Annotated in this window: 19 protein-coding genes and 3 tRNA genes; 20 read left to right on the top strand and 2 right to left on the bottom strand. The window is 46.9% G+C overall.

Annotation, left to right across the window (positions count from 1 at the left end):
• The first annotated feature begins 1 nt into the window (after nt 1).
• Nucleotides 2–2,383, top strand: coding sequence for a ferrous iron transport protein B (gene feoB, locus CIK88_RS06430; protein ID WP_094435302.1), 2,382 nt, complete (start codon nt 2–4; stop codon nt 2,381–2,383).
• An 18-nt stretch (nt 2,384–2,401) separates the two neighbouring features.
• Nucleotides 2,402–3,121, top strand: a complete 720-nt coding sequence (locus CIK88_RS06425) for a DUF5715 family protein (protein WP_094390767.1) — start codon at nt 2,402–2,404, stop codon at nt 3,119–3,121.
• Between the two features lie 480 nt (nt 3,122–3,601).
• On the opposite strand, the gene CIK88_RS06420 is transcribed toward CIK88_RS06425, so the two are convergent.
• Nucleotides 3,602–3,676 (bottom strand) — tRNA-Arg (locus CIK88_RS06420).
• Nucleotides 3,677–4,396: 720 nt separating this feature from the next.
• On the opposite strand from CIK88_RS06420, the gene CIK88_RS06415 reads away from it, so the two are divergent.
• The 12 genes from CIK88_RS06415 (at nt 4,397) to CIK88_RS06360 (ending at nt 15,311) form a co-directional block, all read left to right on the top strand.
• Complete coding sequence (locus CIK88_RS06415; RefSeq protein WP_254046859.1) at nt 4,397–6,724, top strand: TonB-dependent receptor; 2,328 nt, start codon at nt 4,397–4,399, stop codon at nt 6,722–6,724.
• A gap of 176 nt (nt 6,725–6,900) precedes the next feature.
• Nucleotides 6,901–8,457 carry a sensor histidine kinase KdpD gene (locus tag CIK88_RS06410; RefSeq protein ID WP_094390765.1) on the top strand — a complete coding sequence of 519 codons (1,557 nt, stop codon included), beginning with the start codon at nt 6,901–6,903 and terminating at the stop codon, nt 8,455–8,457.
• 47 nt (nt 8,458–8,504) lie between these two features.
• On the top strand, nt 8,505–9,203 hold the full coding sequence (locus CIK88_RS06405) for a response regulator transcription factor (RefSeq protein WP_094435367.1): 699 nt from the start codon (nt 8,505–8,507) through the stop codon (nt 9,201–9,203).
• A gap of 101 nt (nt 9,204–9,304) precedes the next feature.
• On the top strand, nt 9,305–9,907 hold the full coding sequence (yihA, locus tag CIK88_RS06400; protein ID WP_094390764.1) for a ribosome biogenesis GTP-binding protein YihA/YsxC: 603 nt from the start codon (nt 9,305–9,307) through the stop codon (nt 9,905–9,907).
• A gap of 1 nt (nt 9,908) precedes the next feature.
• Nucleotides 9,909–11,702, top strand: coding sequence for an ABC-F family ATP-binding cassette domain-containing protein (locus CIK88_RS06395; RefSeq protein ID WP_094435298.1), 1,794 nt, complete (start codon nt 9,909–9,911; stop codon nt 11,700–11,702).
• 27 nt (nt 11,703–11,729) lie between these two features.
• On the top strand, nt 11,730–12,347 hold the full coding sequence (gene recR / locus CIK88_RS06390; protein WP_173815116.1) for a recombination mediator RecR: 618 nt from the start codon (nt 11,730–11,732) through the stop codon (nt 12,345–12,347).
• Nucleotides 12,348–12,425: 78 nt separating this feature from the next.
• Complete coding sequence (locus CIK88_RS06385) at nt 12,426–12,860, top strand: hypothetical protein (RefSeq protein WP_094390762.1); 435 nt, start codon at nt 12,426–12,428, stop codon at nt 12,858–12,860.
• On the top strand, nt 12,857–13,765 hold the full coding sequence (locus CIK88_RS06380) for a glycosyltransferase family 2 protein (protein WP_094390761.1): 909 nt from the start codon (nt 12,857–12,859) through the stop codon (nt 13,763–13,765). The genes CIK88_RS06385 and CIK88_RS06380 overlap by 4 nt, the downstream gene beginning before the upstream one ends.
• Nucleotides 13,762–14,274, top strand: a complete 513-nt coding sequence (locus tag CIK88_RS06375) for a GNAT family N-acetyltransferase (protein WP_094390760.1) — start codon at nt 13,762–13,764, stop codon at nt 14,272–14,274. The genes CIK88_RS06380 and CIK88_RS06375 overlap by 4 nt, the downstream gene beginning before the upstream one ends.
• 71 nt (nt 14,275–14,345) lie before the next feature.
• Nucleotides 14,346–14,422 (top strand) — tRNA-Asp (locus CIK88_RS06370).
• Between the two features lie 21 nt (nt 14,423–14,443).
• Nucleotides 14,444–14,517 (top strand) — tRNA-Asp (locus CIK88_RS06365).
• A gap of 104 nt (nt 14,518–14,621) precedes the next feature.
• Complete coding sequence (locus CIK88_RS06360) at nt 14,622–15,311, top strand: SGNH/GDSL hydrolase family protein (RefSeq protein ID WP_094390759.1); 690 nt, start codon at nt 14,622–14,624, stop codon at nt 15,309–15,311.
• Here the strand turns inward: CIK88_RS06360 and CIK88_RS12375 are convergent.
• Nucleotides 15,305–15,481 (bottom strand): hypothetical protein, encoded by a 177-nt coding sequence (locus CIK88_RS12375; protein ID WP_158214652.1) that lies wholly within the window; start codon nt 15,479–15,481, stop codon nt 15,305–15,307. The two genes, CIK88_RS06360 and CIK88_RS12375, sit on opposite strands and share 7 nt — an antisense overlap.
• A 146-nt stretch (nt 15,482–15,627) precedes the next feature.
• On the opposite strand from CIK88_RS12375, the gene rpsF reads away from it, so the two are divergent.
• The 6 genes from rpsF to CIK88_RS06330 all read left to right on the top strand — a co-directional run bounded on the left by rpsF (nt 15,628) and on the right by CIK88_RS06330 (nt 22,196).
• A complete protein-coding gene (gene rpsF, locus CIK88_RS06355; RefSeq protein ID WP_094390758.1) occupies nt 15,628–15,972 on the top strand; it encodes a 30S ribosomal protein S6 in 345 nt (114 codons plus the stop codon).
• 3 nt (nt 15,973–15,975) lie between these two features.
• On the top strand, nt 15,976–16,242 hold the full coding sequence (rpsR, locus tag CIK88_RS06350; RefSeq protein ID WP_094390757.1) for a 30S ribosomal protein S18: 267 nt from the start codon (nt 15,976–15,978) through the stop codon (nt 16,240–16,242).
• A 20-nt stretch (nt 16,243–16,262) separates the two neighbouring features.
• On the top strand, nt 16,263–16,796 hold the full coding sequence (gene rplI / locus CIK88_RS06345; protein ID WP_094390756.1) for a 50S ribosomal protein L9: 534 nt from the start codon (nt 16,263–16,265) through the stop codon (nt 16,794–16,796).
• A 217-nt stretch (nt 16,797–17,013) separates the two neighbouring features.
• On the top strand, nt 17,014–17,301 hold the full coding sequence (locus CIK88_RS06340; protein WP_094390755.1) for a hypothetical protein: 288 nt from the start codon (nt 17,014–17,016) through the stop codon (nt 17,299–17,301).
• Nucleotides 17,302–17,879: 578 nt separating this feature from the next.
• The gene (locus tag CIK88_RS06335; protein ID WP_094391827.1) at nt 17,880–18,158 is read left to right on the top strand and encodes a hypothetical protein; all 279 of its coding nucleotides are present in this window, start codon (nt 17,880–17,882) and stop codon (nt 18,156–18,158) included.
• Between the two features lie 12 nt (nt 18,159–18,170).
• The gene (locus CIK88_RS06330; protein ID WP_094435294.1) at nt 18,171–22,196 is read left to right on the top strand and encodes a non-ribosomal peptide synthetase; all 4,026 of its coding nucleotides are present in this window, start codon (nt 18,171–18,173) and stop codon (nt 22,194–22,196) included.
• Nucleotides 22,197–22,588 lie beyond the last annotated feature (392 nt).

Genomic DNA, 22,588 nt, shown 5'->3' with positions numbered 1-22,588 from the left:
AATGAAACTATCCGATCTGAAAACGGGGCAACATGCCACGATAGTGACGGTACAAGGCCATGGCAGCTTCCGAAAACGCATCGTAGAGATGGGATTTGTCAGAGGAAAAGATGTAGAGGTTTTGCTTAATGCACCATTGCAGGACCCTGTCAAATATAAGGTAATGGGCTATGAAATCAGTCTGCGTAGGCAAGAGGCTGAGATGATTGTGGTGGATACTGACCCATCCCATCAGCAACCCGTTGTGAATCATGGAACCATGACAGATACAGTTCAAGACACTTGCGACCAATCTTTGCCAGCACATGTTGGCAATACCATCAATGTGGCTCTGATAGGTAATCCGAACTGTGGTAAGACGTCGCTTTTCAATTTCGCCAGTGGTGCTCACGGGCATGTGGGTAATTACAGTGGTGTGACGGTTGATGCCAGCGAGGCTCGTGCGACGTGCGACGGGTTTGTCTTTAATCTTACGGATCTTCCCGGCACCTATTCGCTCTCCTGTTACAGTCCGGAGGAACTCTACGTGCGTGAGCATCTGATGAAACGTCATCCCGATGTTGTCATCAACGTGATAGACTCTTCCAATCTCGAGCGTAATCTTTATCTGACAACTCAACTTGTTGACATGAACGTCAGAATGGTTTGCGCACTCAATATGTATGATGAGTTTGAACGCCGAGGAGACACGTTAGACACTCAAACGCTGTCAACGCTTTTTGGTGTGCCTTTTGTTTGTACGTCATTCAAATCGGGTCGGGGAGTCCAGGAGCTGTTTCGTGAGGTCATCAGCGTATTTGAAGACTGCAACGCGTCTGTTCGCCATATTCACATCAACCATGGTCACGAGATAGAGTCCGGTATTGCCCATATCCAACAGTACCTGAAGTGCAACGTGGTGGTTCGCACGCTTTTTTCAACTCGCTATATGGCCATCAAACTTCTTGAGCATGATGACCGGGCAGAGGCTTATGTGGCGAAGATGGAGAATGCCAAAGAGATTATGGCAGCGCGTGACGCAGCAGAACTTCGTGTGAAAGAGGAGAAAAAGACTGACTCTGAAACTGCCATTATGGATGCGAAGTATGGCTTTATTCATGGCGCTCTGACAGAAGCGGGCTTTCGGCAAGGCACCAAGGAAGATACTTACCGCATGACGCATTTTATAGATGATGTGCTTTCCAATAAATATCTGGGCTTTCCCATCTTCTTTTTGATTCTCTATGTGATGTTCCAGACCACTTTCTCGTTGGGCCAGTATCCGATGGACTGGATAGAGTCTGCCGTTTCATGGTTGGGCGAACAGGCTTCTGCGCTGATGCCCGAAGGTCCCTTGCGTTCCATGCTTGTTGATGGCGTGATTGGTGGAGTAGGAGCAGTTATTGTTTTCTTGCCTCAGATATTGATTCTCTATTTTTTCATCTCGCTGATGGAAGATAGCGGCTATATGGCACGTGCAGCTTTTATTATGGATAAGTTGATGCATAAGATGGGGCTGCATGGTAAATCGTTCATCCCTCTTATCATGGGATTTGGTTGTAATGTTCCTGCCATCATGGCTACGCGCACCATAGAGAGTCGGCGCTCTCGTCTTATCACGATGCTTATCTTGCCTTTCATGTCGTGCTCGGCGCGCCTACCTATTTATATTATGATCATAGGAACGTTTTTTGCTGCCCAATACCGTTCATGGGTGATGATCATGCTGTATGTCATTGGTGTGATTGTGGCAATCATAGTCAGCAAGGTGTTCTCGTCATTTGTTGTCAAGGGCGAAGATACTCCTTTTGTGATGGAATTGCCTCCTTACCGCTGGCCAACTCCCAAAGCCATTGGCAGACATACGTGGGAGAAAGGTAAAGAGTATCTCAAGAAGATGGGTGGTATCATTCTCGTGGCTTCCATCGTCGTCTGGGCGTTAGGTTATTTCCCCCACGATGAATCATTATCACCTGTCCAACAAAAGGAGCAATCCTATATTGGCAGTATAGGTAAGGCCGTAGAACCGGTTTTCGAGCTGCAAGGTTTCAACTGGAAACTCGATGTCAGCCTCATTGCCGGTGTGGGTGCAAAGGAAATCGTGGCTTCTACAATAGGTGTTATTTACAGTGGCGACGACTCGTTTGGCGATGATGACTCGTTCAGCGACGATACTGCCAAATATAGCCGCTTGCGCTATCAGATGCTTGCCGATGGCATCACACCGCTTGCTGCCTTCAGCTATCTGCTGTTTGTATTATTGTATTTCCCCTGTATAGCTACGGTCATTGCCATACGCAACGAAACAGGATCGTGGTCTTGGGCTGCTTTCTCTGCCTTCTACACCACGGCAATAGCATGGATTGTCAGCATGTTAGTCTATCAAATTGGGAGTTTGTTTTAGAAACGGTAACTCATAAAAATGAAAATATCAAAAAGAAAATATGTCACCGTCTTCTATGCCGTTGTAGTGGCATTGGCCGTGATTAAAGAGCCTTTGTTGGGCTGTTGTGATTCTACTGAAACCAACGAGGCTGTCGTGACAGATACTGTTCAGAATGTTCCGGCTGTCGTGGCGGAGATAGGAGAAAAACCTCACAAGATTGGTTATGTGCCTCCTTACAAGACGACCTTTCCCGATAGCCAGCAAGTGCAACTTGCCGCTGCTGAGCGCCTGGGTGTTCGTCCTGTTGCCAATCGTGCTGATGCGGAAGCACGTAAAAAGGAGTTGGTTTATATTGCCTCAAGTCCTTATTATCATGTAGATCATCTCCGGAGTTCCCTGCCTTATCTTGTGCCTCGTGCGGCAGTATTGCTGCAAGACATAGGTCAGGCTTTCTATGATAGTCTTTATGTCAAGGGAATACCCATCAATCAACTGATTGTAACCAGCGTATTGCGTAGTGAGGAAGATGTTGATAAATTGCGTCGCCGTAATGGCAATGCCACCGAGCGCAGCTGCCATCTTTTCGGCACTACGTTCGATGTTTGTTACAACCGTTATCATCCCGTGATGCGTCCTGTTCGCAACGATACTTTGAAATGGGTCTTAACACAAGTGCTTCGCGATATACGTGAACAAGACCGGTGTTACATCAAATACGAAGTGAAACAGGGTTGTTTTCACATGACAGTCCGTTAATACAGATCATAAAAAGAAGACAATGATATTGCTATTGGCACAAAAACATCTGTTATACATATATAAAAACAATATTCCTTAAATTAGCAGAGAAAGTCTTTCCGTATATTCTTTCTCAAATCCGCAACCAATAGGGTTTAGTGTGATTTTGCTTGTAAAACGACAAAAATTCTTTTATTGTACATATTCCTTGCATAATAGAAACTTTTTAAACACAAAATCCCCTTACCCCATAAAGCGACTTGAGGTAATACGCCGGTTTAACCAGAAAAGCATGGCCTTTAACCAAAGTCTGTCTTGAACAGGTTGGCATAAGCATTGTTGTCTGAGTAAATGTTCAATACGTGCCTACGTGGCGTCTTAATGATTCTAATTTTAGTTTGATTTTATTGACAGCTTAGAAGGTGTACTGTATTTGTATGTTTTTTACTACCTATTAAATACAAAAAAGAGAACCATTGCTGATTCTCTTTTTTGAAGTGATTCCGTAGGGATTCGAACCCTAGACCCACGCCTTAGAAGGGCGTTGCTCTAATCCAACTGAGCTACGGAACCAACTTTTCGGCTGCAAAGGTACAAAGAAGTAAGTGAAAAACCAAAGAAAAATGATAATTTCTTCTTGTTTTCTGAGTGAAAGCGATTCTGACTCCGATTATCGAGCCGAATTTACTAATAAAACCGCTTGTAATAGGGGGGAAAGGAAACCAAATGACAGGTGGAAAGTTATATGATGATGGCGGAATGTGTGGAAAAAAACACAGAAATTTCCGATGACTTTCGTAATTTATAAAAATTCGTCAAAAAAATAAAAACGTTGTTCTGAATAAATGTTGTAATTTTGCAACGGAAATCCTGAACGGGAGATGTGAAGTCTATATAATTACATCAAACGAAATAAACTTAAAACAATAACTTATTAAGAATATTGTATAGGTTGGAAACTAAAAATACGGTCCAGTTTGAAGTTATTGAGCGTAAAGTTACGTTTTTTTCTTGAATTATGTGCTGTTTTTGAGGAAAATCTTAGCTGTCACTTGGCCGAAGAAACGAAGTTCTTTGTCGTTGGCATCCAAACTGCTTGATAGCATAGAAATCTGAGTGGAAACGCCTCTGCCCGACACTGTAGAAAGTGAATGCAGAAGCGGAAAATGCAATTTTCCATATAAATGTGGATAGGACAGGCAGAGAAAATAACGTAACTTTGCAGCCGTTATGAGAAACAAATCGTTATTTATTATTTTATTGCTATGGCCTGCAGTAAGCAAGGCTGAGTCTTTGAATATACCATCCGACTCTTCGCGCGTTTATGACCTTGACGAAGTCGTTGTGGTTTCGCAGCCCAAAGATACCTATCGGTTGCGCCAGCGGCCTTTGGCTTCAACGGTAATAGGTCGCGACCAACTTGTTGACCATGGAATGGGAGATATTCGAGACGTCTCTGCTTTTGTTCCTTCGCTTGCCATGCCTGCGTATGGTTCACGTTTTACATCCTCTATTTACGTGCGTGGCATCGGCTCCCGCGTCAACAGTCCGTCAATGGGTGTGTATGTTGACAACATCCCTCTGTCCAACAAAACAGCGTTCAACACCCATCTTTACCAGACCGACCGCGTTGACGTGTTGCGTGGTCCCCAGGGTACGCTCTATGGAATGAATGCAGAAGGCGGACTGGTAAGAATCTACTCTAAATCACCTTTTAGCCATCAGGGTACGGCATTGAAACTGGGATTGGGAACCGCCTTCTATCGTAATGTGGAAGTGGCACACTCCCAACAGTTAAGCTCCAAAGCAGCTTTCTCGTTGGCAGGGTTCTATCAAGGCACAAACGGATTCTATCGTAACACGCAGACCGACCGTTCTGCCGATAAGATGGATGAGGCTGGCGGTCGTTTCCGCCTGATGCTTCGTCCGTCAGCGCATTGGAACATTGATTTCATTAGTGACTACCAGTATGTTCGCCAGAACGCCAACCCTTATGGCGTGCTCCATCTGGACAACAACCGCGTAGATGATCCTAGTCAGAACGAGCAAAGTTGCTATCAGCGCAATCTGTTGACCAACGGACTCCATATCCAATACTCAGGAGCAGGATTCATCATGCAAAGCACCACTTCCTGGCAGTTCTTGCGCGACCGTCTGCTGATGGATGCCGACTATTCGCCTTCCGACTTCTTCAAGGTCGATCAGCGTCAGTTGAGCAATTCGCTCAGTCAGGAGTTTACCATAAAGAGCGCCAATAAGAGCCGTTGGCACTGGACTAATGGTATGTTTCTTGCCCATGAATGGTTGAAGACCACAGCCCCCAACACCTTCGGACAGGCATTCAGTCAGCAGATGGGCAGTAGAATCGGCAACATGATTTACGGACAGATCTTCCGTTCGCTGGCTGACCGCATGGGCGAAACGGCTGCTGCCGCCATGATTGAGCGATTAGGAGGTGTCCGTGTAAACATGGGATTGTGGGTGCCGAGTTCTTTCCATACTCCACAGTCCAATATCGGCATTTTCCATGAGTCGAATATTGAAATAGCCGAACACCTCACCGCTACCGTCGGTTTGCGATACGATTACAGCCGCAACAGTATTTCCTATGATACGAGCGGACAGGCCAACATGGACTTCAGTATCATGGGTTCGGCAGCGAAAGTCAAGATGGTTTCTCCATTTGTCAATCAGGAACATTCCTCGTTTCAACAGCTGTTGCCTAAGTTCGGACTGCTCTATCGATGGTCTAACGGAAGTAATATATATACCACTGTGACAAAAGGTTATCGTAGTGGAGGATTTAATATCCAACTCTTTAGCGACATTATTCAGACCGATGTGCAGAACAATCTGCGCGTTGCTTTGCAACAAGCCATGGAGGCACGCAAGGATATTGAGGTCAATATCAGCCATACTGATGAGGAATATGCCACGTTGCTCGAAGGCATCCGCTTCAAACCAGAGGAGAGTTGGAACTACGAGGCAGGTGCCCACCTCAATCTCTTTGGTAACACCGTTCAGGCTGATTTAGCTGCATACTACATGCAGATTCGCAACCAACAACTCTCTGTGTTTAGCAGCGATTATGGCTATGGACGAAAAATGGTCAATGCAGGACGCAGTTACAGTTGTGGACTCGAACTGGCAGTACGCGGTCAGGCGCTGTCCGACCATTTGTCTTGGGCTGCCACTTATGCCTATACCCATGCCGCGTTCAAAGATTACACCACCAATGATAATGCGACAGGCGAAGCTGTTGACTATTGCGGCAAACGCGTGCCTTTTGTTCCCGAACATTCCTTCTCATTGCTTGCAGACTATCGTGTTGACCTTCATCACGACAATTTTAAGGCCATCATCTTCGGAGCCGACCTCAACGGACTCGGCAGCATCTATTGGGATGAAATGAATACTTACCAACAGCAAGTCTATGCGCTGCTGGGGGCTCATATCGGCGTGCAACTGGAATGCTGTCATGTCAATCTTTGGGCTCGCAATCTCACCAATACCCATTACAATACCTTCGCATTCCAAAGCAAAGCGACGGGAGAATCGCTGTATTTTGCACAGCGCGGTAACCCCTTCCAACTCGGAATCGATTTCGGTTGGAACTTTTAATCTCAATCGGTCCTTAGGGAAAAAGGTGATTAAACACACCGATGACCTAAGGACTGATTGTGCTTAGTTGCAAATGTGATACTAAAAATCGGTATTTATGTTAATATTGTTAAAATTAACGAAGATAATTAACGAATAAGTACCCCCATGTTTGTAATATCGCTAACTTTGCAGACATGAAGAAATCCACAATCTGGGCAATAGCCATTATCATGGGACTCTCGTTCCTGGTGCTGCTCTTCCTTCAGTTCTCTTATGCAGAAGAGATGATCAAGATGAAGAAGGAGCAGTTTGACGAGAGTGTGAACCGAAGTCTCTACCAAGCCTCGCGCAACTTAGAGATGAACGAGACGCTGAGGTATTTGGAAAAGGATGTCAACGAGACCGAGCGCCGGGCATTCCGACAGGATTCGGTGATGGTCGATGGACTGGACGGAACCATCAAGCACTCACATCAGTTCTCGGTAGCTACCGACGACGGAACAGTCTATTCTTCCTTCCAGATGAAATCGTTTGAGATGAAACCCGCTAGCGTACCCAAAGGCATGATCATCCGCAAAGACAAGAGTTCCATCTCCGAAGCTGCCAAATCCATGCAGGAGATTGTGCGCAAGCGCTATGTTTATCAGAAAGCACTGTTGGACGAGGTGGTCTATAATATCCTTTATACCGCCAGCGACAAATCCCTCAAGGAACGTGTGAATTTCAAGATGCTCGACCAGGACATCCGTGCCGAGCTCCTCAACAACGGAGTGAATATTCCCTATCATTTCACCGTCTCTACCACCGACGGCCGTGAGGTCTATCGCTGTCCTGACTATACTGACGAGGGAGAAGAGTACAACTATTCGCAGTTGCTCTTCCGCAACGACCCGCAGTCGAAGATGGGCCTGGTGAGAATCCACTTCCCTGAGATGAACAGCTACATCTTTTCATCGGTGCGCTTCATGATCCCGTCCATCATCTTTACCATCGTATTGCTCATCACCTTTATCTTTACCGTGGTGGTGATCTTCCGACAGAAACGCTATACTGAAATCAAAAACGATTTCATCAACAATATGACCCATGAGTTGAAGACACCTATTGCTTCCATCTCACTGGCTGCGCAGATGATGAACGACAATACCGTGACCAAGACAGAAGCCATGACCAAACATCTCGGTGGGGTGATTGCCGATGAGTCGAAACGCTTGCGTTTTTTGGTAGAAAAAGTATTGCAGATGTCGATGTTCGACAAGAAGAGCATCGTGTTCAAGAAGAAAGAACTCGACCTCAACGAGATGGTTGAGAATATCGCCTCTACCTTCTCATTGCGAGTGGAACATACAGGAGGAAAGATATTTACCGAGATAGAAGCGGTGGATTCAGCCATCTATGTGGATGAACTGCATTTCCAGAATGCCATTACCAACCTGATGGATAATGCCGTGAAATACCGCAAACCCGAAGAGCCGATCAATATCTTCATCCGCACATGGAACGATAACGACCGTCTGTACCTCTCCATACGCGACAACGGACAGGGCATCAAGCGCGAGAATATCAAAAAAGTTTTTGAGAAGTTCTACCGCGTGCATACGGGCAACAAACACGATGTGAAAGGCTTCGGTTTGGGACTGGCGTATGTCAAGAAGGTCATCGACCTGCATCAAGGCGAAATCAAATGTGAGAGCGAACTGGGCAAGGGTACTAAGTTTACCATCTCCCTCCCCGTGCTCCACGAACAATAAACAAGAATAAACAAAAATAGAATAATAACATCTAAACATTCATGATTATGGACGACAAACTGAAAATTCTTCTTTGCGAAGACGATGAAAACCTCGGAATGCTTTTGCGTGAGTATCTGGCAGCTAAAGGTTACCAGGCAGAACTCTGCCCCGATGGAGAGGTAGGCTACAAAGCTTTCCTTAAGACCAAATTCGATATTTGTGTACTCGATGTCATGATGCCGAAGAAAGACGGTTTTACTTTGGCACAGGAAATCCGTAGTGCCAACGCAGAGATCCCCATCATCTTCCTTACTGCAAAGACCCTCAAAGAGGACATCCTGCAAGGTTTCAAAATCGGTGCAGACGATTATATTACCAAGCCTTTCTCCATGGAGGAACTCGTTTCACGTATCGAGGCCATCCTGCGCCGTGTACGTGGCAAGAAAAACAAGGAGAGTTCGGTCTATCACATCGGTAAGTTTGTGTTCGACACCCAGAAGCAGACCTTGACCATCGGCGACAAGGTGTCTAAGCTGACTACGAAGGAGAACGATCTTCTGGGCTTGCTTTGCAGCCATGCCAACGAGATTCTGCAGCGTGATTTCGCATTGAAGACCATCTGGATTGACGACAACTATTTCAATGCACGCTCTATGGACGTTTATATCACCAAGTTGCGTAAACACTTGAAAGACGATCCGCAGATAGAAATCATCAACATTCACGGCAAGGGTTATAAGTTGATTTCTCCAGAAGAAGACTAAACCGCTGTTACCTTTGTGAACCCAGTATAGACTGGCGGGTTGCCTTACGAAGTGTAATCCGCTGGTTTCAGTAATATAACATACCGACAATATTTTATTGCATGGATATAAAAAGTGCTGAATTTAGTTTGAGCGCACCAATGGTAAGCATGTGTCCCAACGACACAAAACCAGAATATGCCTTCATCGGCAGGTCCAATGTGGGCAAGTCGAGCCTGATCAATATGCTGACCAACCGACGCAAGTTGGCAAAGACTTCAGCAACACCTGGCAAGACCTTGCTTATCAACCATTTCATCATCAACAAAGAGTGGTATCTCGTCGATCTGCCGGGCTACGGCTATGCGAAGCGCTCCAAGAAAGAAGTGGCAAAACTCGATCAGATGATCAGAGGATATATTCTGCAACGGGAGCAGATGGTCAATGTTTTTGTATTGGTGGATTCGCGACACGAACCGCAGGCGATAGACCTGGAGTTTATTGATTGGCTCGGACAGTCAGGAGTGCCTTTCGCCATCGTGTTTACCAAAACCGATAAGTTGAGCGGAGGCAAGGCCAGTCAGAATATTGCCAATTATAAGAAGAAGTTGCAGGAAACATGGGAGGAACTCCCGCCGATGTTCCTGACATCCTCCGAAAGTCGGCAGGGTAGGGACGAACTCCTGGATTATATTGATAGTATCAATCAACAACTGAAGGGATAGTATGGCGAAGGACACTCCGTATGTTGATGTGCAAAACCTCTCCAAATCGTTTGGAGCACTTCAGCTGTTCGACAACATCAGTTTCTCCATAGCCGAAGGACAACGCGTGGGACTCGTTGCCAAGAACGGTACGGGAAAATCCACACTTCTCGCTGTCCTTGCGGGCAAAGAGGGATGCGACAGCGGCGACATCGTCTTCCGTCGCGACCTGAGGGTTGGATTCCTGGAACAGTCTCCACGGTTCGACCCTGACGAGAGTGTGCTCGATGCCTGCTTCAACCACCAGGGCGATCCCGATAAGGTGTTGAAAGCCAAACAGGTGTTGACGCAGTTGAAGATTCGCGACCTCAACCAACCCATGCGGCAGTTGAGTGGCGGACAGCAGAAACGTGTCGCACTCGCCAACGTGCTGCTCACCGAACCTGATCTGCTGATTCTCGACGAACCCACCAACCATCTCGACCTGGAGATGATAGAATGGCTCGAAGGCTACCTCTCGCGAGGCAACCGCACCTTGCTCATGGTCACCCACGACCGATTCTTCCTGGACCGCGTCTGTTCGGTCATCCTCGAACTCGACGACCGTACGGTCTATACCTATCGTGGCAACTACGCCTATTACCTCGAAAAGCGACAGGAGCGTATTGATGCGAGACGCGCAGAAATTGCCCGTGCCAACAATCTCTATCGCACCGAACTGGAATGGATGCGCAGAATGCCACAGGCGCGAGGCCATAAGGCACGCTACCGCGAAGAGGCTTTCTATGAGTTGGAGAAGGTGGCTAAGCAGCGCATGGAAGAGCGCCAGCTCCGCCTCAAGGCGAGCAATGTATATATCGGCAGTAAGATCTTTGAGTGTCAGTACATCTCCAAGCGCTTTGACGATGTGGTCATCCTCAAGGATTTCTACTATAACTTCTCACGCTTCGAGAAGATGGGTATTGTGGGCAACAACGGCACGGGAAAATCCACCTTCATCAAAATGCTACTGTCTCAGGTGCAACCTGACGAAGGACGTATCGTCATCGGCGAAACGGTGCGCTTTGGCTATTTCTCGCAGGAAGGCTTGCAGTTTGACGAACAGATGAAGGTCATCGATGTCATCACTGCCATTGCCGATTATGTTGACCTGGGTAGCGGAAAGCGCCTGACAGCGTCCCAGCTCTTGCAGTATTTCCTGTTTACACCCGAACAGCAGCACAACTACGTGTATAAGTTGAGCGGTGGCGAGCGACGCAAACTCTACCTCTGTACCGTGCTGATGAAGAATCCCAACTTCCTGGTACTCGACGAGCCCACCAACGATCTCGATATTGTGACCATGCAGATCCTCGAAGAGTATCTACAGGATTTCCCCGGTTGCGTGATTGTCGTCAGCCACGACCGCTATTTCATGGATAAGGTGGTCGATCATCTCCTGGTTTTCAAGGGACAGGGCGAGGTGAAAGACTTCCCCGGCAACTACAGCCAGTACCGCCAGTGGCTCGCCATGGAAGAAGCGGCAACGGTCAAGGATAACAAGGAACCGAGGGGAAAGACTGCCAAATCCTACCGGCATGATGACCGGCGGCGAATGACTTACAAAGAGCGGTTGGAGTTTGAGAAACTCGAAAAGGAAATCGCACAACTCGAAGAGGAACAGCACCTGATAGAAGATGCCCTATGCAGCGGTACGCTGTCTGTCGATGAACTCACCGAGAAGAGCAAGCGCCTGCCAGTGCTTCAAAGCGAACTCGATGAGAAGTCGATGCGGTGGCTTGAACTTTCAGAGATAAAAGACGAATCGAGGAAATAAACGAATCGGGAAAATAATACCAAAGAAATGATCAGTCAGCAATATCCGTCGCAGTTGCTCGAAAGAGCCGTGCAGGAGTTTTCCAAACTCCCTGGCGTGGGCCGTAAGACAGCACTTCGCCTCGTGCTTCATCTGTTGCGACAAGAAGATCAGGACGTACAGGCTTTTGTGGAGGCCGTCAGTCGCCTGAAGCACGATGTCTGCTATTGCAAAACCTGTCACAACATCTCAGATGCTGAGCGATGCCCCATCTGTGCAGACCCAAGGCGCGACGCCACTACGGTCTGTGTCGTGGAGAACATCCAGGATGTCATGGCGGTGGAAAACACTCAGCAGTATCAGGGATTGTATCATGTGTTGGGCGGAGTCATCTCACCCATGGACGGCATTGGACCCTCCGACCTTGAAATCGATTCGTTGGTCAAGCGGGTGGAAGAAGGGGGAGTCAGGGAGGTAATTCTCGCACTCAGCCCGACCATGGAAGGTGACACCACCAATTTCTATATCTTCCGCAAACTCGCTCCCTATGATGTCAGCATCTCTATCATCGCACGGGGTGTGTCTGTAGGCAACGAACTGGAGTATACCGATGAGGTGACCCTCGGAAGGTCTATCGTCAACCGCACGCCGTTTGAGGGCAAATGACCGCTACAAATTATTTATATCTATAAGAAACGGTAATAATCTATATAGCATATAGCAAACGAATAAACAACAAACGAAATGGCTAAGACAATATCCTATCTGCAACACTGGCTGATGATGACCTTCTGGACCATCCTGACACTTACCCTGCTAATCACCGTACTGCTGCGCACCACCGATTGCTGCGCAACTCTGCAGGAGATCTCCAATCCTGTCGTGGAATATGTAGTCGATATGGTAGCAGTATGCCTCACTATCGCATTCGTACCCCTTGCCTTACGACTCATGTATTGCCAGTCCGTACGCCGCAAGTTGCCCGAGAAGTATGCCCGTTGGGCATGGACACGCCAGTTGCTGCTCCAGTCGGTATTTGCCATCGATGCGGTATGTTACGGACTCTTCGATAAGGCATCCTATTTCTATCTCGCCATCATCTCACTGTTGGCAATGGTATTCGTCTATCCCTCGCAAAAACGCTGTGAGGCAGAGACAAGCAAAAGCGAAACGGAATGAAAAAACTCTCTGTCGTCATCGTAAGCTATAATGCACGCCAGTATCTCGGACCCTGTATCCGTAGCGTAGAACAGGCGATGAAAGGTATTGACGGAGAAATCATCGTCGTCGATAACCAGTCGTCCGACGGCACCGTCGAAGACCTCAAGGCCCATTTCCCGCAGGTGCAGGTGGTGGAGAGTGGGGGAAATATAGGTTTCGCAAAAGCCAACAACATCGGCATACGGTTGAGCCACAGTCCCTATGTGCTGCTCCTCAATCCCGATACCGTGGTGGGCGCCAATACACTCCGTCAGACCGTCGATTTCATGGAACAGCATCCGCAGGTGGGAGCAGCAGGAGTCCAGATGCTCAATGCTGACGGAACACGCGCACCGGAATCACGGCGAGGACGCCCCACAGCCCTTGTCGCTCTGTATAAGATGTGTGGACTGGCACGCCTCTTTCCCAACAGCCACCGCTTCGCACGCTATTACATGAGTTGGCTGTCATGGACAGAACCGGCGGAGATCGATGTGATCAGCGGAGCCTTCGCCATGTTGCGCCGGAAGGCACTCGACCAGGTGGGACTGCTCGACGAAGATTTCTTCATGTACGGCGAAGATATCGACCTCTCCTGTCGCCTCCTCGATGCAGGGTGGCACAACTGCTATCTGCCCTGTAAGATCGTACACTATAAGGGAGGATGCAGCGACAAGACCACCGTCAGTTACGTCCGTGTGTTCTATAAAGCCATGATCATCTATTATCGGAAACATCATGCACAGACCAATTTCTGCATCAGAAAACTCGTGGAACTCGCCATCTGGATTCGTGCATTGTTGGCCATGATAGGCATCCTGCCCTCACGACTGGTCAGAACACGCGTCAAAACCATTATCACCCCTCAAGACTTACTCACATGAAACAATTACCCGTTATCACCCTCCGTGCCATGGAACCCGAAGACCTTGAAGTGCTCTATACCATCGAGAACGATCGTTCCCTGTGGGACATGGGAACCTCCAATGTGCCGTATTCCCGCTATTCACTCCGCGACTACATCGTTCATGCCAGTAATGATATCTATGTCGATCGGCAGGTGCGGCTGGTCATAGAAAACAGCGAACACCAGGTAGTGGGACTTGCCGACCTTGCCAATTTCGACCCACAGCACCTCCGTGCCGAACTCGGACTGGTGGTACTTCGCCAATACCAGCGCCGGGGATATGCCGAAGCTGCCGTGGTACAGGTCCTCGATTATGCCCGTCATATCCTGCATCTCCATCAGCTCTATGTCATCATCGACCAGCGCAACGAAGCCGCCTTGCAAATCTTCCGTAAATACTGTTTTATAGCAGGCAGGACCCTCAAAGATTGGCTATTTGACGGGGAAAAATACCATGATGCCAGCTTTTTTCAAAGAATTTTATAACTTTTCTTTAAAAAGGTTTGGTGATTTCAAAAATTCTCACTACCTTTGCACCCGCTAAACAAGAAAAGACTGGTGCGTTAGTTCAGTTGGTTAGAATGCCTGCCTGTCACGCAGGAGGTCACGAGTTCGAGTCTCGTACGCACCGCCACTCTTTTCAACGCATAGCAAAGGTGCGTTAGTTCAGTTGGTTAGAATGCCTGCCTGTCACGCAGGAGGTCACGAGTTCGAGTCTCGTACGCACCGCTGAAACAAAGCTCATTGAAGAATATTCAGTGAGCTTTTTTATTTGTCGGCTGCCGAAACGGGCAGTAACGCTATTGTAGATGCTGACATAAACAACAATAATAATGAAAACAAAACAACTGATAATACTCGTTGGCGCGATGCTCTGTTGCGCAGCGTCGCTGATGGCACAGGCAAAACCGTCCGTTGCCATCCTTGGAGATTCCTACAGCACCTTCAAAGGCTATGTGCAACCCGATACCAATGCCGTTTGGTACCCACAGTCTGATGTAAAAAACAACGATGTGCAAGATATCACCCAGCTCTGGTGGTATCAGTTCATCTGCGACAACGGTTTCCGCCTCAGTCAGAACAATTCGTTTTCAGGAGCAACCATCTGTCATACAGGTTATGATGAGGCAGACTATAGCGACCGGTCGTATGTCACCCGCCTAAACAACCTATTGCCCGCAGACCTCATCTTCGTTTTCGGAGGCACGAACGACAGTTGGGCGAAATCGCCTATCGGCAACTACCAGTACGGCGGTTGGAGCAACCGGGATCTCTATCAGTTCCGCCCCGCCATGGCATATCTTCTTGACGGCATCCAGAAACGCTATCCCGGCACCACGGTCTATGTCATCATCAACGATGGCTTGACCGACGAGATCACCACGTCGATGAAGACCGTCTGCGACCATTATCAGGTGAAATACATCCAATTGGAATGCATCGACAAACAATGGGGACACCCCTCACAGAAAGGCATGAAACAGATTGCTGCGCAGGTGGCAAAAGCGGTGTGCCGTCAATAGCGTCCGCCATGCTTGATGCCACCCACATAAAGGACGATGCCCCCCACAATCAGCAGTAGTCCTGTGGTCAGCAAACCATTGGTGGTATGGTGCAGGAAATATGCCGTGGCAAGAGTTATCACGCCAGATAGAATCAGCAAAATTCCTATTGAGGCAAATTTTTTATTCATAGAAAAGGCATTTCCTTGTTGTAATTCGTTAAAAATTAGTGCAAAGATACAAAATAATTGCCGATAAATGACGGAATTAACAAAAAAATCAGTACCTTTGCACCCGCAATTTTGCAAAAGTAACACAATTTTTTATTTTAAACAGTATGAATCAATACGAAACCGTTTTCATTTTGACTCCCGTTTTGTCTGATGAGCAGACAAAGGAAACGGTCGCTAAATTCACCAAACTCCTTGCCGACAACGGCGCAGAGGTTGTGAACGAAGAGGCCTGGGGTATGAAGAAGATGGCTTACGCCATTCAGAAGAAATCTACAGGTTTCTACTACCTGGTAGAGTTCAAGGCTGAGCCCAATGTGATCAAGAAGCTCGAAACAGCTTTCCGTCGTGACGAGAAAGTTATCCGTTTCCAGACTGTTAAACTTGAAAAGCACGCTATCGAATATGCTGAGAAGCGTCGCAACAAAACCGGTAAAAAAGAGGAGGCTTAAGTTATGGCAGAACAATCAGAAATCCGTTATTTGACAGCTCCTTCTATCGACACTAAGAAGAAGAAGTATTGCCGTTTCAAGAAGAGCGGCATCAAGTACATCGACTACAAAGATCCCGAGTTCCTGAAGAAGTTCCTGAACGAGCAAGGCAAAATCCTGCCCCGTCGTATCACTGGTACCTCACTGAAGTATCAGCGCCGCGTGGCTCAGGCTGTTAAGCGTGCTCGCCAGATTGCACTGCTTCCTTACGTAACTGATATGATGAAATAAATAAGGAGGAGGACGACAATATGGAAATTATACTGAAAGAAGATATTATCGGTCTGGGTTATAAGAACGATATCGTAAATGTAAAGTCTGGCTACGGCCGCAACTATCTGATTCCTCAGGGTAAGGGCGTTATCGCTTCTCCCTCTGCTAAGAAGATTCTCGCTGAGAACCTCAAGCAGCAGGCTCACAAGCTCGCAGCTATCAAGGCTGAGGCAGAGAAGAAAGCTGAAGCTCTCAATGGTGTTGAGTTGACTATCACTGCTAAGGTGAGTGCTACCGGACAGCTCTATGGTTCTGTCAATGCTAACATCGTTGCTGATGAACTCAAGAAGCAGGGTCACGACATCGATCGCAAGATCATCACCATGCGCGATGCTAAGATGGTTGGTGATTACGTTGCTACCATCCACTTCCACAAGGAGGTTGAGGTTGTGATTCCTGTAAAGGTTGTTTCTGAGGCAGCTCCCGTTGAGGAGGTAAAGGCTGAAGAGGCTACTCCCGCTGTTGAAGAAGCTCCCGCTGTTGAGGAGACCTCAGCTGCTACAGAAGAGTAATATTCTGTAAATCAATACATAAGTTATTAACATAAGAGGGTGCGCATACGTATGTGCGCCCTTTTTTCAGCTAACAGCCCAGCATCTCGGTGCGCAATTCGGGGAGGGGAAGTTGGAAACTACACCGTCGCCAGTCTGCGCCTCTATTGTGATTTCTAATCCGCCACAATTGTTATCTCACAAAAAAATGCTAATCTTTCCATAAAATACCGATGCTATGCAAGAGATTCTCATGACCCCCGATGTGTGTATGAAATTCCTGGTCTGGTCGTACTACTACCACGACCTCCTGCCAGAGCAGCACATGAGTTACAAGACCTGTGGTCGGTTCTCCGAGGAAGATGCCCTCCGCCTTGACGAACTGAAAGACATGCTTTTCAAGTGTTTTGAAGTGCAGTCAGTCCTCAACGCCTGCCAGCAGTTCCGTTTGGCGAAACTGCGTCAAGAACCCTGTCCCTTCACCCAACAAGACCTCGACCGTATGTTTGCCACCGAAGTAGAATAGCACGGCACACGGATTTTTTTCTGATTTCCATTTTCAGAAGGTGACTAACAACCGCAATTATCGCCATAGCAATCATCATTCTCGCAGCAACAGTCATCATAATCTAAAAAACAAATAAATTTATCGTTTATCAGCGTAATTGTCGTACCTTTGCTAAGGTGGTAGTCCTCCGTGCGCAGTTAAGTCATTGTTATATGAAAGTTTGTTTATCCAATGGCTTTCGCCTCTACCACCATAAATTAAATATAAAACTTCTTTATTATATTTCAGTATTATATTCATACACTATTAAGAATTTGACCGCCTTTCGATTTCTACCCCCAATTTTCATACAGCCATTCCTTACAATTGTTATGCGGATGATTGTGTAAATGAATCATAAATCCAAGTAGCAAATTGCGCATGAAAAGTTAAATCTTACACTCAGAAATGGAGTTTTTCCGATTTTCCTTCGTTTATCTCGAAAAAAGGAAATAACTTAGCCATAAAATTTAATTGATTAATTATGGGAAGTAAAGACTTAAACAGATTGAAGCTGGTCTTAGTCGAGAAGAAGTGAACGGCGAAATGGTTGGCGCATGAACCTGCGTGCAAATGTCCAGGTTCTCTCAAAACAGTATTCACCTATCTCGCTGCCAACAGTGTTCATAGGAGAGAATAATGTGATGAATCCTGAATATCAAATCGACGGAAGGGTGATTGTCAATTCGGGCATCGACTGTCAGTACTCGAAGATTAAGGCATCGGTAGATTTCTACAACATGTTGAACAAAGACTATTACCAAGGCGGGAGTTTCATATTGCCAATACCACAGCAGAAGTTTAACTTCCTTGCCAAGGTTTCTTATGTCTTTTAATGAGATTACACAATGACACGAATAAGGATAAGATTAAATGTTATTCAAGAAAAATTCTGGATGGACGATTTGTTGAAATCGCCGTCCACAGAATATAACGACCCTAACCATACCTTTATCATCAAGGGAAATCTGTCGTTGCCTGTCCTGAAGGAGGCATACAGGAAGATAATGGTTGAATATCCGCCGTTTTCTTCCATCGTCGAGGTCGATAACGGCAATCCCTATTTCGTTCCACAGGAGAATTTTGAACTGCCGTTCAAGCTCCTCACCATTGACAAAGACACTGATGCTGAACACGTTGAAAAGATGCTGTCTGACCTTGTCAATGTGCCCTTCGACCTTGGTCGTGAGCTGCCTTGCCGTTTCTGCTGCATAAGGAAGGGAGAACTCCACTATCTGCTCCATTCGTTCCATCATTTGGTTATGGACGGTATGTCGATAAGGACATTCTTCGACCGCCTGACAACCATCTACAATCAGCTGATGGACAACAGGTATGTCGCTGAAAACCAAATTGAACAACTCTTGCAGTTCAACAAGGTGCTCGACAGTCAGTTCAAGACAAACAATGCCGCCGACACCGCATATTGGAAGCAATATATCAAAGATGTGCCGGTGAAGGTGATACTGCCTCAGACAGTGTATGACAACACCAAGACCACAGATGCGCCCAACACCTGGCGTTTCCGCCTTGGAGAGGAGATGGACTCTAAGGTCAGCGGGCTATGCAAGCAATGCAACACCACCCATTTTCGAGTCTATTCCGCCGTTTGGACTCTTACACTGTCTAAGGTGCTTAACACCAGTGCCATAGCCTTGGACCACGCCTTGAACATGCGTCCCAAGGGTTGTCCGCTTTTAGGCGTGTTTGTAAATAATTTCCCCATCAAATACCCTTTCAGCGAATTTTCCGACAAGTCTTTCACCGACCTTCTGGAATACTCCAACTCCAATCGTATGGCAGAGCAACAGCATATTTTTGCCATCTATGGCGACTATCTGCCAAAGACCCACAACGCCATAAGGGACTCTTTTAATTTCAGCATTAACTATCCTCTGAAACTGGATGAGTTAACCGTTGATTTCAAAGATTGCGAGGTGTTGGATTGGCGACACGTCAACACCAACGTGTCTGCCGAACTGCTTCTTGTCATCGACGCCGACAAACAACTGACTTGTGACTTGCGCTATAAGCAAACCATATCATTGGAATATGTGAAGATGCTGGGCCACACCTTCGGATACATCCTCCGACAGGTGACGGACAATCCCAAAGTCTTGTTGTCGCAGATAAGGCTCATCGACCCTCAAAGACAGCAAGAACTCATAGAGATTGAGCAGGCAAACCTACAACTTGCCTCCAACCACGATCCCTTCACCTGTATGTTCAAAAAACAGGCGATGGAACATGCCAACCACATTGCAGTGGTGCATCAGGAACAAGAAATCACTTATTCTGAACTTGACAAACGGAGCGATGTCCTTGCCCGCAAACTGCATGCCATGGGCATTGCACGGTCCAATATCGGCATTGCATTGCCCAAGACCATCGATATGATTGTGGCAATACTCGCCACACTGAAATCAGGCAACACCTATGTGCCCATCGACATCCACCATCCGAAGGACCGCATCGCATTTATCGTCAACGACGCTTCCCTACGGCTTGTGTTCACCCATAGGGAAACACGTGATATGTTCGGCACTCTACCGTGTCTTGACCCAAGTGCAGCTGACATCATTGCCGACGACGAATCTGTGGCTTTGCCCCAGGTTCTTCCAGACGATGTCGCCTACATCATCTACACCTCCGGGACAACGGGCAAGCCGAAGGGCGTTCCAATTAGGCACTCAATGCTTAGCCAAACTATTGTCAACAACATTGCCTTGCAGAAGATGACCGAAGAGTCGAGGGTAATGCAGTTTGCCAACATTGTTTTCGACGCCTCCGTGGTGGAAATCTTTCCATCTCTTGCCATCGGAGCTACACTCTATCTGCCCTTGGAGGAAGAGAGAAGGGACACGAGCCTGCTGCTTGGTTTCCTCACTCGTCACAAGATTTCGCTCATAAACATTCCGCCAGTGCTTCTTGTCACCTTGCCCCATACGGATTTGCCAGCCTTGAAGACTATAGTGGTAGGAGGCGATTTGACGAATAATAATGTAATAGAATTTTGGAGCAAGGACAGGTTGTTTATCAATGCCTATGGACCTACGGAAAACTGTGTCGATGTAACATACAACATCGTTACGCCTCGATCTGCCGTCAACGATATTGGCACCAGCATGCCAGGTGTAGCTTCCTATGTGCTCGACAGCCATCAGAACATGGTGCCCGACTATGCCGTGGGAGAGCTATACATCGGTGGAGTAAAGTTGTCTGACGGATACATCAACAGGCCCGACCTTAACCAAACCAAGTTCATATCCAATCCCTTTGCATCCGACGACGACAGGAAAAACCACCGTAATCTCGTACTCTACAAGAGCGGCGACCTTGTGATGCGTGACCGCAACGGGCATCTGTTGTTCCTCGGACGCACCGACCATCAGGTGAAGCTGAACGGCTTCCGAATAGAGTTGGGCGAGGTGGAGACGATAATCTCGGAATTTGGCAATGGCATCAAGAATGTCTTGGCAATGATAAGGGAAAACAACGGAAACAAAATGCTTGTGGCTTATCTCCTCGTTCCTGACGCGGAAAAATTCCCTGTTGATGACCTTAAAGCCCATGTCCTCAACCGTCTCCCTTCTTATATGGTTCCGTCGGCTATTGTGCCGCTTACGGCATTTCCATACAACACGAGCGGTAAAATCGACAGGCAAAAACTCCCTATGCCAGTTTCCGAGACAGACCTTGCCAACTACAATGCGCCAACCACTTTGACGGAAAGACGTCTTGTAAAGATTTGGGGCGACCTGCTAAACAAGGATTTTATAGACAGTAACGACAGTTTCCTCTCTTTGGGTGGCGATTCGATAATGGTCATTCAACTCGTATATGGAATTCACAAGCATTTCGGTATCTCCGTCAACGCGTCCAACATCTACGAGAATCCCACTCTCGAAGGCATGGCACGGCTTATCGACACAATGCTTGACAACACCGACGACAACGCTTGCCTTAAACTCCTTTCCATAGCCAGGGAGGTGATGGGCACAGAAGGAATTGATGCCGATACCGACCTCTTTGAGGCGGGAATGAACAAGGCTCTATTGGATGATTTTGTTCATATGTCGGCATCCAAAGCCTATGTCTTCTTCACCACTTTCGACGTTTTGAAGTTCAAGAGTGTGAAGAACTTAACAGACAACATCGACAGGAACCTATACTCTTGGGGCGAGGGTACCGACGAGAGAAAGCCGGTGATTATTTATTTCAACGGTTTTGTGGAGTCATACCCTTATAACATGCCTGTCATTTCCAGTTTCGAGAAGAACTTCTCGGTCTTTAACATCGAGTCGATATACAATTTCTTCATTGGCGGCAAGGATGTCTCCCTCCAAGTTTTGTTTGAAACATACGAAGACCTTATGATGGTGGCATTGAGAGACAAGCAAGTCCTTTTCTTGACCGGTTATTGCATCGGAGCCGAAATAGCCATCGCATTTGCCAAGTTTATGAGTCAGCGTCATCCCGGCATTAATCTCAGTGTGGTGAACATCGAAGCCGTATATGACCGCAAGAACTATTATTTCCTGAACCTTGATACCACTCAGAAGTCTAACGACCGTCGCCTTGAAATCTTCGACAAGGTATATGCCGATATGCCCGAATTAAACTACGATGGCACCGTAGTGAACATTATGGTCAACAAGCCCATCCTGCATGAGAACCAAGCCAATGACGAGGGAAAGACCAGAGAAGAAAACGAAAAGATGAGAAAATCGTGGAAGGGGAACATAGACAATTGGAACTCCCATTATCCCGCTTCTCCCTGCCATCTTCTCGACTGCAACCATATGGAAGTACGAGACCGGAAAGACATTCTCGACAGAATACAGGACATTGTATTAAATAGTTTCTCGTTTTGATAATCATAGTCGCAAAAGTTTTAATACTGATGTCTTCAGTACGATACTGCCGCCACTTTTAATACCTTAAACGAGGTAAGGAGGGGATTTGTAGGGCGTAAATAGGATGACGGAAACAGGATAATGATAGTAGGTATTTTGAACATTTTGTAAGGAATTAATATACCGAGATATTAGTAAAAAACTACGGGAAAATGAGTGTATTAATGCGATTATGAGGATTTTATAATTATTTGGTATTGTAAGGAAAATGTTTTCGACGTAACTTTCCTCTATAAAACCTAATTTCATTTCCCTGCACAAGCAACAAAACCCACAAGAACGCATAATTGTGGTGCATAGTTATCCGTCACAGTTCCTCTTCCGACCTGTGATAATCAGATACTTTCCTC

It is taken from the genome of Prevotella sp. P5-50 (assembly GCF_002251295.1).
GTDB lineage: Bacteria > Bacteroidota > Bacteroidia > Bacteroidales > Bacteroidaceae > Prevotella.
Note: the sequence above shows the minus strand (reverse complement) of the source record. Positions and strands in the feature narration are given on the sequence as shown.

Excerpts from the sequence above, each read along its gene's own strand:
- feoB (WP_094435302.1), top strand. The coding sequence starts at position 2 with ATGAAACTATCCGATCTGAAAACGGGGCAACATGCCACGATAGTGACG.
- CIK88_RS06380 (WP_094390761.1), top strand. The coding sequence starts at position 12,857 with ATGAAAAAACTCTCTGTCGTCATCGTAAGCTATAATGCACGCCAGTAT.
- rplI (WP_094390756.1), top strand. The coding sequence starts at position 16,263 with ATGGAAATTATACTGAAAGAAGATATTATCGGTCTGGGTTATAAGAAC.
- CIK88_RS06425 (WP_094390767.1), top strand. The coding sequence starts at position 2,402 with ATGAAAATATCAAAAAGAAAATATGTCACCGTCTTCTATGCCGTTGTA.
- CIK88_RS12375 (WP_158214652.1), bottom strand. The coding sequence starts at position 15,481 with ATGAATAAAAAATTTGCCTCAATAGGAATTTTGCTGATTCTATCTGGC.
- CIK88_RS06375 (WP_094390760.1), top strand. The coding sequence starts at position 13,762 with ATGAAACAATTACCCGTTATCACCCTCCGTGCCATGGAACCCGAAGAC.
- CIK88_RS06405 (WP_094435367.1), top strand. The coding sequence starts at position 8,505 with ATGGACGACAAACTGAAAATTCTTCTTTGCGAAGACGATGAAAACCTC.
- CIK88_RS06335 (WP_094391827.1), top strand. The coding sequence starts at position 17,880 with ATGAACCTGCGTGCAAATGTCCAGGTTCTCTCAAAACAGTATTCACCT.
- CIK88_RS06330 (WP_094435294.1), top strand. The coding sequence starts at position 18,171 with ATGACACGAATAAGGATAAGATTAAATGTTATTCAAGAAAAATTCTGG.
- rpsF (WP_094390758.1), top strand. The coding sequence starts at position 15,628 with ATGAATCAATACGAAACCGTTTTCATTTTGACTCCCGTTTTGTCTGAT.
- CIK88_RS06410 (WP_094390765.1), top strand. The coding sequence starts at position 6,901 with ATGAAGAAATCCACAATCTGGGCAATAGCCATTATCATGGGACTCTCG.
- recR (WP_173815116.1), top strand. The coding sequence starts at position 11,730 with ATGATCAGTCAGCAATATCCGTCGCAGTTGCTCGAAAGAGCCGTGCAG.
- CIK88_RS06340 (WP_094390755.1), top strand. The coding sequence starts at position 17,014 with ATGCAAGAGATTCTCATGACCCCCGATGTGTGTATGAAATTCCTGGTC.
- CIK88_RS06395 (WP_094435298.1), top strand. The coding sequence starts at position 9,909 with ATGGCGAAGGACACTCCGTATGTTGATGTGCAAAACCTCTCCAAATCG.
- rpsR (WP_094390757.1), top strand. The coding sequence starts at position 15,976 with ATGGCAGAACAATCAGAAATCCGTTATTTGACAGCTCCTTCTATCGAC.
- CIK88_RS06360 (WP_094390759.1), top strand. The coding sequence starts at position 14,622 with ATGAAAACAAAACAACTGATAATACTCGTTGGCGCGATGCTCTGTTGC.
- yihA (WP_094390764.1), top strand. The coding sequence starts at position 9,305 with ATGGATATAAAAAGTGCTGAATTTAGTTTGAGCGCACCAATGGTAAGC.
- CIK88_RS06385 (WP_094390762.1), top strand. The coding sequence starts at position 12,426 with ATGGCTAAGACAATATCCTATCTGCAACACTGGCTGATGATGACCTTC.